Source organism: Bradyrhizobium sp. STM 3557 (genome assembly GCF_045571465.1).
Lineage (GTDB): Bacteria > Pseudomonadota > Alphaproteobacteria > Rhizobiales > Xanthobacteraceae > Bradyrhizobium.
This window is the reverse complement of the sequence record NZ_CP120697.1, coordinates 3,208,803-3,220,730: the sequence shown is the minus strand read 5'-3', so window position 1 is coordinate 3,220,730 and position 11,928 is coordinate 3,208,803. Positions and strand designations below refer to the sequence as shown.

Annotated in this window: 6 protein-coding genes and 1 pseudogene; 3 read left to right on the top strand and 4 right to left on the bottom strand. The window is 64.0% G+C overall.

Going from position 1 to position 11,928, the window contains the following annotated elements:
- On the bottom strand, positions 1-453 hold the full coding sequence (locus tag P6U24_RS14465) for a (2Fe-2S)-binding protein (protein WP_407160460.1): 453 nt from the start codon (positions 451-453) through the stop codon (positions 1-3).
- A 393-nt stretch (positions 454-846) separates the two neighbouring features.
- On the opposite strand from P6U24_RS14465, the gene P6U24_RS14460 reads away from it, so the two are divergent.
- The 3 genes from P6U24_RS14460 (at position 847) to P6U24_RS14450 (ending at position 5,794) form a co-directional block, all read left to right on the top strand.
- On the top strand, positions 847-1,812 hold the full coding sequence (locus tag P6U24_RS14460) for an amidohydrolase family protein (RefSeq protein WP_407159762.1): 966 nt from the start codon (positions 847-849) through the stop codon (positions 1,810-1,812).
- Between the two features lie 1,184 nt (positions 1,813-2,996).
- Positions 2,997-3,455 carry a hypothetical protein gene (locus P6U24_RS14455; RefSeq protein WP_407159761.1) on the top strand — a complete coding sequence of 153 codons (459 nt, stop codon included), beginning with the start codon at positions 2,997-2,999 and terminating at the stop codon, positions 3,453-3,455.
- Positions 3,456-4,123: 668 nt separating this feature from the next.
- The gene (locus P6U24_RS14450) at positions 4,124-5,794 is read left to right on the top strand and encodes a Na/Pi cotransporter family protein (protein WP_407159760.1); all 1,671 of its coding nucleotides are present in this window, start codon (positions 4,124-4,126) and stop codon (positions 5,792-5,794) included.
- A 47-nt stretch (positions 5,795-5,841) separates the two neighbouring features.
- On the opposite strand, the gene P6U24_RS14445 is transcribed toward P6U24_RS14450, so the two are convergent.
- From P6U24_RS14445 to P6U24_RS14435, 3 genes and pseudogenes are all read right to left on the bottom strand, one after another.
- Positions 5,842-8,961, bottom strand: coding sequence for an efflux RND transporter permease subunit (locus P6U24_RS14445; RefSeq protein WP_407159759.1), 3,120 nt, complete (start codon positions 8,959-8,961; stop codon positions 5,842-5,844).
- 39 nt (positions 8,962-9,000) lie between these two features.
- Positions 9,001-10,227: an efflux RND transporter periplasmic adaptor subunit gene (locus P6U24_RS14440; RefSeq protein WP_407160459.1), complete on the bottom strand. Its 1,227-nt coding sequence runs from the start codon at positions 10,225-10,227 to the stop codon at positions 9,001-9,003.
- A gap of 199 nt (positions 10,228-10,426) precedes the next feature.
- A pseudogene (locus P6U24_RS14435) lies at positions 10,427-11,822 on the bottom strand (CoA transferase).
- Positions 11,823-11,928 lie beyond the last annotated feature (106 nt).

Sequence of the window (11,928 nt, the reverse complement as noted above, 5' to 3'; positions counted from 1 at the left end):
TCACACCCCCGTGGACGCGAGATGGACGGCGTTTTCGATCCGTTGATAGCAACCGCAGCGGCAGATATTGCCGGCCATCGCTTCGCGGATCTCGTCATGCGACGGCTTGGGGTTGCTGGCGAGCAACGCGGCGGCCTGCATGATCTGGCCAGCCTGGCAGAATCCGCATTGCGGAACGTTGACCTGCCGCCAGGCCTTCTGCACCGGATGATCTCCGGTCGGATGCAGGCCTTCGATAGTCGTCACCTGCCGATCGGCCACGTCGGATACGGAGGTGATGCAGGCGCGCACCGCGTCGTTGTCGACCATCACGGTGCAGGCCCCGCATAAGGCCTGGCCGCAACCGAATTTGGTGCCGGTCAGACCGACCTCGTCGCGAAGAAACCAGAGCAGCGGCAGATTCGGGTCGCCATCCCAGCTCTGCTCTTGGCCGTTGATTTTCAGCTTGATCATGATTGTCCCTCGCTCTTGGTAAGCATCTCGGACGGACGTCCGGAGGCGCACCTCCCGCTCGCTGGCCTGTAGGGCACACCTGCCCGGGAGCAGACGGTCGGTTCTGGTTGAAAGGATGTCTTCAATTCCCCCGTGGTGGCTGGGCCATCGTGAAAGCCGCGATGCTAGCAGAGAGAGGGAGACATCGAGATCACAGGGAAGTGTTCATGTGCTGATCATCAGCTCTTTCGCATCTGCGTCCATTCGCATTGGCCTCGGGAGGCGAACGTCAGCACGGAGGCATGAGCCGATCGCAAATTGCGACCATCGCGCTTGCCTCGTTACGCGGAACCGTTCACGCTTCTCGCTCAACCGCGCGCCATCGCAACGAGCGTGACATTTCGGGAGGACCTCATGCTGAGCCGCCGTAGCCTCGTCCTTGCTTCCCTCGCAGCCGGAGTGACCATGACCACGAGAACCGCCCATGCCAAGGCGGCACAACCCGCGACGCCGGTGAACTTCGACGTTCCCGCGGGCGCGGTCGACTGCCACACCCATATCCATGGTGATCCCGAAAAGTTTCCGTTCTTCGCCGGGCGCGTCTACACGCCGGAGCCGGCCTCGCCGGAAGAAATGGCTGCGCTGCACAAGGCGCTGCATATCCAGCGCGTGGTGATCGTCACGCCCTCGGTCTATGGCACGGACAATTCGGCGACGCTGTTCGGGATGAAGGCGCGCGGCAACGATGCGCGCGGCGTCGCCGTGATCGACGACAAGACACCTGAAGCGGACCTCGACCGGATGAGCCAAGACGGTTTCCGCGGCATCCGCATCAATCTGGCTACCGGCGGCATCAGCGATCCCGCCATTGGGCGTGCGCGTTTCCAGGCCGCCGTCGACCGCGTCAAGGCGCGCGGCTGGCACGTCCAGCTCTATACCGACACGCCGATGATCTCGGCGATCAAGGATCAGGTCGCAGCCTCGCCAGTGCCGGCAGTGTTCGATCATTTCGGCGGCGCCAGCGCCGCGCGCGGCCTCGATCAGCCCGGCTTTGCCGACCTGCTGGAGCTCGTGAAGAGCGGCAAGGCCTATGTGAAGATCTCCGGCGCCTATCGGCTATCAACGCAAGGACCCGATTATCCCGATGCCGTGCCGTTCGCGAAGGCGCTGATCGAGGCCAATCCGGACCGCATCATCTGGGGCACCGACTGGCCGCATCCGGATTCGACGCTCCGCACCGACATCAAGCCCACCGAGGTGCGGCCGCTCTACCAGATCGACGATGGAAGGCTCTTGAACCAGCTCGCGATCTGGGCGCCGGATGCCGCGACCCGCAAGAAGATCCTGGTCGACAATCCGACTCGGCTGTACGGGTTCTGAGAGTTAGAGCGTTTTCAAGCGAAGTGGATACCGGTTCGCGTCAAGAAAACGCGTCAAAACAAAAGCTAGAGCCCCGTTCCGATTCAATCGGAACGGGGCTCAAGTAGTAACCGTCGACACAAGATCTCGGTTTCGTCATTGCGAGCGAAGCGAAGCAATCCAGAATATGACGGAAGGCTGGATTGCTTCGTCGCCTTCGGTGCCTCGCAATGACGGCCGGAGAAACGGACGCGGTAATTGTCGGATGGGGTGAGCACAGGGATCCCCGAAATGTCCGCGACGGGTTTCGCTGAGTGCACAGGGCGCGTTGGCCGCAGGCGTAAGTCGCCGCAGTGTTTGCCATCAGCATGCAAGGGCGGATTACACTCCGCTGATCCGCCACGCGCTGCACCCTTGATCTAAGTCAAGCCCGGAACTTGATCAGAAGCACAGCCTCGGAGTTGGGTGCCGACCAGGCATCGTTTGAAGCCCATGCACGGCACCCCAATTCGTGGAGGAACGCCATGCTTCGATATGTTCTCGCTGCAGTGGCAGCACTTGTTCTTATCACTGCGAGCCTCGTTCCCGATGATGCTTATGCCCGCCGTGGCGGTGGCGGTGGCTACCGCGGTGGCGGAGGGGGTATGCGAGCCGGCGGTTTCCATGGCGGTGGCGCCCGCGTGGCTCATGTGCGGGGTGGCGGATACCGCGCGGCGGGAGGCCATTATGGCGCACCGGGGCGCCCTGTGGCGCGCACCGCGGCTGCCCGAGGCGTCTATCGCAATGCGGCTTATCGAGGCGCCTACAGGGGCGCTGCATATGGTCTAGGTGCGGCAGCGGTAGGAGCCGCCGCGGCCGGTGCCTATGGCTACTACGGTGGTTACAACACCTGCACCTACGACACTTACGGCAACTACATTTGCCCCGGACAATACCCGTACGGGTATTGATATTGAAATCGGCCGGGATGGCAGCGGCTAGCTCCGCTGCCGCCCGTCGATTGCGGCCAGCGCTTTCGAATATGCGGCTCGCTCTCGACGATCGTCGCAAATGCTCGTGCGCGACTGCATGCGCAAGCCGCAATCTGTCCCGCCTCGCGGCACGGGTTCCTTGAGCTAGGTCTGAGCACAGAAACCAGCAAGGTGCCGTACTGATAACGCCAGTCTTGCCAACCACCAGCGGCACTACACCATGGAGCGAGCAACATGAGATCTGCGGCATGGGTCGTCGGCGGAATGCTCTTATTCACTGGCACGGGACCGAACCATGCCTTCGTCCGCATTTCCAATGACCGAGGCGGATCGATCGGCACCTACATCGAAAGGTATGAGAGCTTGCGCGCGGCGCGTCAATCGGTGGTCATCGATGGCCTTTGTGCCTCCGCCTGCACGATCGTCCTTGCAACCATTGCTCCGCACAAGATCTGCGTGACTTCAAGAGCGAAGCTCGCCTTTCATGCTGCATGGGACTTCGGCAAGCATGGGCGCATCTTTACTGACCCCGAGGCGACGCGGATGCTGTATTCGATGTATCCTGCGCCGGTTCGACAGTGGCTCGATGGTCACGGTGGTCTAACTCCCCGTATAGTTTTCCTCCAGGGCAAACAGCTGCTTGGAATGTATCGAGGCTGCGATATCGAGTCATGGCCATCTGCCACACGATGAGCAGCGCGAACGCGGATTGCTAACCGACAGCCCGTCGGTTCGCGTGGGCGCACAATGGTGGAGTGCTGCGCCGAAAAACCCAATTTCCTCACAATTTCAAAGGTGAATCTTATTTCAAGAGGGTCCGTCGAAAATAAATCACTTCCGAAAATCAGCAAATCAGTCTTATGCTGCGCGCGTTCCGGTCCGGATGAGGGACGCACGCGTCGTCGCGACACGTTGGACCGGCAATGCGATGGACGCAGCGAGGTCAGGCGCGGATGCCGCGCAGACGACTGATCTGGCGGCGGACGGTGAAATCGCGTGGTCCTGGCGCCTCGGTGCTGGCGCTAAATCGGCGGCGATGCCTCACGCAACGCGCCGACGACGGGGGCAAGACAGCCGATCCCCGGGGAGATCGCGTATAAGCGTTAAAACCATCGCGCAGGGAATGCCGGATGATCTGGCTGCACCTGTGGTGACTGCCGCCTGCTTTTTTTCTGCAGGCGGGCCATGGGTGAGGCCTTCACCCGGCATTCCCTGCGCCCTCATCACTTCATGGGGGTCGAGGCGAGGCAACACTCGGGCGTTCTGCGCTGCGAGAGCGTCGTTGGCTGTCTGAATTGTTGAACAAGGGAGTAGCTGGGCTATGGTCGACAGCTGGCTCAGTCACCTCGCGGGAAGCGCCCATGTCAACCGCGATCTCGGCACTTGGCGGCGTTGGTCTCTTTCTCCTTGGCATGACCGTCATGACGCAAGGCCTGAAGGCGCTTGCCGGCTCCGGGCTGCGCGCCGTGCTGAGCAAGGCGGCAGCGACGCCGCTGCGCGGCTCGTTCTGGGGCGCCCTGGTCACCTTTCTGGTTCAGTCGTCGAGCGCCACGACCATGACAACGATCGGGCTCGTTAGCGCCGGCCTGTTGAGCTTTCAGCAAGGGCTTGGCCTCGTCTTCGGCGCGAATGTCGGCACGACAGGTACCGGCTGGCTGGTCGCGCTGATCGGCGTTCGCGTCTCGCTCACGGCCGCCGCCATGCCGATGATCTTCGCCGGCGCGCTGATCAAACTTCTGGCCAGCGGCCGGGTATCCGGAGCCGGTGCAGCGCTGGCCGGATTCGGGCTCGTGCTGCTTGGCCTGACGACACTGCAGCAGGGAATGGGTGGCCTGGCCGAGCGCATGCATCCGGCGGACTTTCCCGCCGTTCTCGCGGGGTCCGATGCGCCATGGTGGCGTGGCATGCTCGGCGTATTGGCGTTGGTCCTGGCTGGACTGGTGATGACCGCGGTCATGCAATCGTCGACCGCAGCCGTCGCGGTGACGTTGTCGGCCTACTTCGCCAACGCGATCGGGCTTGACCAGGGCTGCGCATTGATCATCGGACAGAACATCGGGACGGCCACCAGCTCCGCACTCGCGGCGATCGGCGCCAGCACCACCGCCAAGCGGCTGGCGGTTGCCTATGTGCTGTTCAAGCTGGTCGCAGCCATGATAGCGCTGCTGCTGTTTCCGATCGTCACGCCCCTGCTCATCCGGGCCTCGCAGACGGTTGACGGCGTCACCCTGCTCGCTGCCTATCACACCGCCTATAATCTCGTCGGCGTCGTCGTCCTGCTGCCGCTGATCGACCACTTCACGCGGCTGGTCGAGCGCATTCTGCCGGAGCGAGGCTCGCCGCTCACGCGAGGCCTCGACCCGTCCGCACTTGCGACACCGGTCGTTGCTGTCGAGGCCGTGAGGCGCACCACCGCACGCGCGCTCGCCGCGGTGTGTGGCTCGATCGAGACGGCGCTCGTCAGGCAAATCCGGGACGAACCCGTTCGGGAGCAGGATGTCATTTCGGTGCGTGAAGCCGATGACGCACTGCGCCAGGCGCAGGTCTTCTTGTCGGATGTCTCCGGACCGCCGGAAACCGAGGATGAGCAACGGCGGCTCACAAGCACCTTACACGCACTCGACCACGCCTCGCAGTTGGCAGAGGCAGCGGCTGGCACTGACTTCAAGACGGTGCCCGGTGGGCCGGATGACCTGCGCGCGGAGGGGTTATGCGCCCACGCAATGGGACTCGCGATCGCGATCGCGAACGATATCGGGGCACCGGCTGGGGTCGACCCTTCGGCGAAAAAGATGACGTCGACCAATGAGCTGCTCCTGCAACTCGAGCATTTTGCCGCGGAGCTGGAGACGCTGCAGCGGACTCATCGCAGCGCGACGCTGGGTGCGGTCGCGCGCGGAGAGTTGGCCGCCGATGTCGCGATCGCTCGTGTCGATACGTTGCGAAGCCTCCACGCGCTCACGCGGCACGCCTGGCGCGCCGCAGTGCATCTCGTCGGCCGCCAGATCCAAGAAGGCGGCTCAAGCGACTGATGCACGGGTCGCCGCAGCAACAGCCCTGCCCGGCTTGGGCCACCCGCTCAGCGCGCCCGGCGCGAGAAGAACGAGATCAGCACCGGCAGCGTCACCAGGATCACCATGGGCGCCAGCATCATGCCGGTGACGACCACGATCGCCAGCGGCTTCTGCACCTGCGAGCCGATGCCTGTCGACAGCGCGGCGGGCAACAGGCCGATGCCGGCGACGACGCAGGTCATCAGGACAGGCCGCAACTGCAATTCGCCGGTGCGGATCACCGCGGCGATCCGGTCATAGCCTTCGTCGATGAGCTGGTTGAACTGCGACAGGATGATGATGCCGTCCATGACCGCGATGCCGAACAGAGCGATGAAGCCGATCGCCGCCGAAACGCTGAAGGGGATCCCCGAAATGACCAGGCCGACGACGCCGCCGAAGATGGCCATCGGGATCACGCTCATGGCGAGCAGCGTATCGATCATCGAGCCGAAATTGAACCACAGCAGCACCGCGATCAGCGCCAGGCTGATCGGCACCACGATCGACAGGCGCTTGATGGCGTCCTGCAGATTGCCAAACTCGCCGACCCATTCGAGATGCGATCCCGGCGGCAGCTGCACCTGCTCGGCGACCTTCTGCTGCGCCTCCTGGATCGCACTGCCGAGATCGCGCTCGCGCACCGAGAACTTGATCGGCAGATAGCGCTCCTGCTGCTCGCGATAGATATAGGCCGCACCCGAGACCAGCTTGATGGTGGCGACTTCGCTCAGTGGAATCTGCGTGATGCCGTTCGGTCCCTGCACGCCGATCCGCAGGTTCTCGATCGCTTCCGCGCTCTTGCGGTATTCGGGCGCGAGGCGAACGATGATCGGGAAGTGGCGGTCGGAGCCCGGCTCATAGAGATCGCCTGCGGTATCGCCGCCGATCGCGACCTTGATGGTGGCGTTGATATCGCCGGGCGCAAGGCCATAGCGCGCCGCCTTGGCGCGATTGATGTCGATCTGCACCGTCGGCTGTCCCAGCGAGGTGAACACCGCAAGATCGGTGATGCCCTGCACAGTCGACAAAACCTGCTTGATCTTGTTGGCGGTGTCGGTGAGCGCCTGCAGATCGTTGCCGTACAGCTTGATCGAGTTCTCGCCCTTCACGCCGGAGACGGCTTCCGAGACATTGTCCTGCAGATATTGCGAGAAGTTGAACTCGACCCCGGGGAAGTGGCTGTCGAGCTCCTTCAGCAGCTCGGCAGTGAGCACGTCCTTGTCGTGGGTGCCCGGCCACTCGCTGACTGGCTTGAGCGGCGCGAAGAACTCGGCGTTGAAGAAGCCGGCTGCGTCGGTGCCGTCGTCGGGCCGGCCGTGCTGCGACACGACCGCCTCGACCTCGGGCCGCGCGCGGATCATCTTGCGCATCTCGTTGACGTATTGGTTGCCCTCCTGCAGCGAGATGGTCGGCGGCAAGGTGGCGCGGATCCACAGATTGCCCTCCTCCAGCTTCGGCAGGAATTCCAGGCCCAGCAGCCGGCCGAACACGAGCGTCATGATCACCAGGCCGACCGCGCCGGCCATGACGATCTTGCGGCTCTCCACCGCCCAGCGCAGCACCGGCGCGTAGATCCAATGCAGGAAGTGCATCAGCCGCGTTTCGGTTTCCTGCACATGGGCCGGCAGGATGATGGCACTGAGCGCCGGCGTCACGGTGAAGGTCGCGAGCAGGCCGCCAGCCAGCGCATAGGCATAGGTGCGCGCCATCGGCCCGAAGATGTTGCCCTCGACGCCGCTCAGCGTGAACAGCGGCAGGAAGGCAGCGATGATGATCGCGGCGGCGAAGAAGATCGAGCGCGACACGTCGGCCGCGGCGGAGAGGATGGCGTGGCTCTTCATCCCCATCATGGTCTCGGCCGAGATGTGGCTCTGCTCGGCCTCCGACAATGGTGTCGTCTGCGTCAATCGGCGGAAGATCGCCTCCACCATGATCACGGTGGCGTCGACGATCAGGCCGAAATCGATGGCGCCCACCGACAAGAGGTTCGCGGACTCGCCGCGCAGCACCAGGATGATCACGGCGAAGAACAGCGCGAACGGAATGGTGGCGCCGACGATCAGCGCGCTGCGGAGGTCGCCGAGGAAGATCCACTGCAGCAGCACGATCAGGAGGATGCCGACCACCATATTGTGGAGCACGGTGTGGGTGGTGGTGTCGATCAGGTCCTTGCGGTCGTAGATGCGCTCGATGTGCACGCCGGGCGGCAGGATGGTGGAGTGGTTGATCTCGTCGACGAGCTTTTCGACGCGGGCGATGGTCGGCGAGGACTGCTCGCCGCGGCGCATCAGCACGATGCCTTGCACGATGTCGTTGTTGTCGTTCAGGCCGGCGATGCCGAGCCGCGGCCGCTCGCCCACGGTGACGCTGGCGACGTCCTTGACCAGCACCGGGTTGCCGCCGCTCTGCGACACCATGGTGTTGGCGAGGTCGTCCATCGAGCGGATCAAGCCGACGCCGCGCACCACCGCCGACTGGGTGCCGATGTCGACCGTGTTGCCGCCCACATTGATGTTGGAATTGCCGACCGCCTGCAGCAGCTGCGGCAGGGTCAGGCCGTTGGCAACCAGCTTGTTGAAGTCGACCTGGAGCTCATAGGTCTTGGTCTTGCCGCCCCACCCGGTAACGTCGATCACGCCGGGCACAGCGCGGAAGCGCCGCTGCAGCACCCAGTCCTGCAAGGTCTTGAGGTCGAGCACGCTGTAGCCGGGCGGGCCGCGCAGTCGGTAGCGGTAGATCTCGCCGACAGCGCTCAGGGGCGAGATCTGCGGCGTGACATTGCCCGGCAGCGGCGACAGCTGCGACAGCCGGTTCAGAACCTGCTGCAGCGCCTCGTCATAGGTATAGTCGAAAGAGAATTGCAGCTTGACGTCGGAGAGACCGTACAGCGAGATCGTGCGGATCGTGCGCAAATTCTTGATGCCCGCAACCTGCGTCTCGATAGGGATCGTGATGTAGCGCTCGATCTCCTCGGCCGACAGGCCGGGGCTCTGCGTCACGATATCGACCATGGGCGGGGTCGGATCGGGATAGGCCTCGATGTTGAGCTGCTTGAACGCGATCAGGCCGCCGATCAGGACGACAACGAACATCCCCACCATCAGGAAGCGGCGCTGGACGGCGATTGCGACGAGGCGATCCATTCAGGTCGACGCTTTCATGGCCGAAGCGAATGTCTCACGTCAGCTTCCCGACGCCGCACGGTCGATGAACAGGCTGCCCTTCGTCACGATCTGCTCGCCGGTGTTCAGGTTGCCCTCGACAGCAACGAGATCGCCGTTGACGAGGCCGGTCTTGATCTTGCGCAGCTCGATCGAATGATCGGCATGCGCGACCCAGACGCGAACCTTGTCGCCTTCGTAGATCAGAGCCTGCCGCGGCACCGCCACCGCCGGATGGTCGCCGGGCGAATAGATGGTGACGTTGGCGAACATCTCGGGCTTGAGCAGGCCGTCCTTGTTGTCGATGGTGGCGCGGACCAGCAGCCTGCGGGTGCTGGGGTCGATCGCCGCCGACACATAATCGATCTTGGCTTTCAAGGGATGGTCCGGCAGCGCCATCACGCTGACCGAAATCTCCTGCCCAACCGAGACCAGCGCCGCGTCGCTCTCGCGGACGAAGGCGACCAGCCACACGGTCGAGAGATCACCGATCACGAACACCGGATCGCTGGCGCCGGAATTGACGTACTGCCCGGGGCCGACCTTGCGCTGCACGACGGTGCCCGAGATCGGCGAATTCACCGTGATCTCGCGATCGATGGTGCCTCTGGTCTGAAACTCGGTAATCGCCGCATCGGTGTAGCCCAGAATGCGGAGCTTGTTGCGCGCGGCATCGAGCGCGGTCTGGGCCGAACGCATGTCGTTTTGAGCCTGGACGAAAGTCGCTTCCGCCTGCTGGAAATCCTTCAGCGGAACGGCCCTTCCCTCAAACAGGTCCTTGGCCCGCTTGTACTGTATCTCGGCCAGATCTTGCGCCGACTTGGCCTTGTTCATCGCCGTGATTGCCGTGATGAAATCGTTCTGGGCCTGCACGGTATCGGCGGCCTCGATCACGAACAGCGGCTGGCCTTGCCTGACCGCGTCGCCGGGCCGGGCGAGCAGTTTGGTGACACGGCCGGCATACGGGGAAAATACGGGGGTCGAGCGGTCCTCGTCGACCGCGACCTTGCCCTCGGTCACATGCTCGGCGCGAAAGACTTTCTCTTTCACCGGCTCGATGGTGAGCGTCGCCCATTCCGACGGCGACGGCGTGAAATTCTGTGCGCCCTTGCGCGACTGGCTGGAGAGCTCGAGGTTTTCCTTCGGGGCGGTATTGCCCTGGAAATACGCGTAAGCGCCCGCACCGGCCAGCGCCAGCATGACCGCGCCCACGACGAGGCGGCTGGCAAGCCGCCTGCTCCCCGGCATTTGCTTCTGTGGGTTCGGTTGTGTCGCCATGGCCCTGATCACGCGCGCGATGATTCCGGCAATGGCGGCCTCATCAGTGCGCTATTAGTGCGGAATTGGCGTTTCGAACAACCTAAAAATGGCCAATACCGGTGACGTTTTGCGTTAAAAAATTGACACATGCGCGATGGCCGTTCAGCACCCGTTCATCGGATATCAATCATGCGGGCGGCCATTGCGGGGCGTCGTGACCAAGCGGGACCGCCGGGCGCGCCCAGAATGCGGGCGTTCGCGACAGGCCTCCGGCATGGCTAACGGCGCTGAGCGGACCGAAGGCGGATGCCATCTGCTGCAGATAAGGCCGGATCGCCTCCCCGTTCAAATCAGGCGTTTTCAGCCCGTCCGGCAGTCGGCCGAGCTCCCACAGCCAGCGGCCGGTCTGGGCGAGCGACACCTGGACATGCCAGCTTCCGCCTTCGCGCGACTGTCTGAGCCGAGCCATCATGGCGCCGAACGCCATCAGATAACCGGTGGCGTGGTCGAGCATCTGGGCCGGCAATTCCTTCGGGCCGTCGATACCGGCCGCCTGCCCTTCGGCATGATTGAAGCCGGTCGCGGTCTGCACCAGCGAGTCGAAGCCGCGCCGCTCCGCCCACGGCCCGACGTGACCATAGGCCGACAACGAGACATTGATGATGCCGGGCGACATGTCAGCAAGGTCGTGCGGCGCAAAGCCGAGAGTGGCCAATGCCTGCGGCCGGTAGCCCTGCGAGAAGATGTCGGCGTCGCGCAGCAGCTCACGCAAGGTCAGCCGTCCCTGCTCGCTTTTCAGATCGATGTGACAGGAGAGCTTGCCACGGCCGGTGTCGATCACGAGCCAGGGGATGGACGGGAGATCGGGACTCGCGACCAGCATCACGTCGGCGCCGTGGGCGGCCAACGTGCGGCCGGCCACGGGGCCCCGCGATCACGCGCGACAGATCGAGCACGCGCAAGCCCGACAGCGGACGACCGCCCGTTGGCCAAGGCTTGGGCGGAGCCTCGCCGATCTTCTCGATGGTCAGCACCGGCAGCTCGGCCAGCGCTCTGGCCTGCGGCAGCGCGCTCCATTCCTCGTAGGAGCGCATCAGCGACACCACGCCACCGGCCGCATAGGCCGCGGTCTCGAACGCCTCGCCGGTCCACTGCATCAAGGCCGCCTGCACCGCCTCGCGCTCTGGCGCGCAGGACAGCACGTTGCAGACGGCGGCGCGGTGGTGCGGAAAATTGGTGTGCAGGCGGACGAAGCGGCCATCACCAGTCTTGTAGACGCCGGCGATCGCATCCCAAGCCGGCGGCGGGGGCTCACCGTCGCGGCACAGATAGCGTTCGGACCGGCATTCGACCATCGCGTGGCGCATGTCGACCGTTACGGTCTGTGTCTCGCCTGTGCGCGCCTGCCAGATCGCGGCTGCCGCGAGCGCGCTGGCCGCGATGCTCACCTGCCCTGCCGCCGCGACACGAAACGACGACGGCAACTGCGGCTCATCGCCAGTCAGCCTGACGTGATCGAGCGCGGCGGCGTCACCACCGGCGAGCCTCCAGAGATCGGCAAGGATGTCGTGGGGTGATTGCATGCTGAACCCTCTTGTATTTGGAGCGTCTGTATCGGAGCGTCCCGTTCGCCACGACTTGCGCAGTCATCATCCGCGAAAGCGGATGATCCAGCAGTCCGAAGCACCA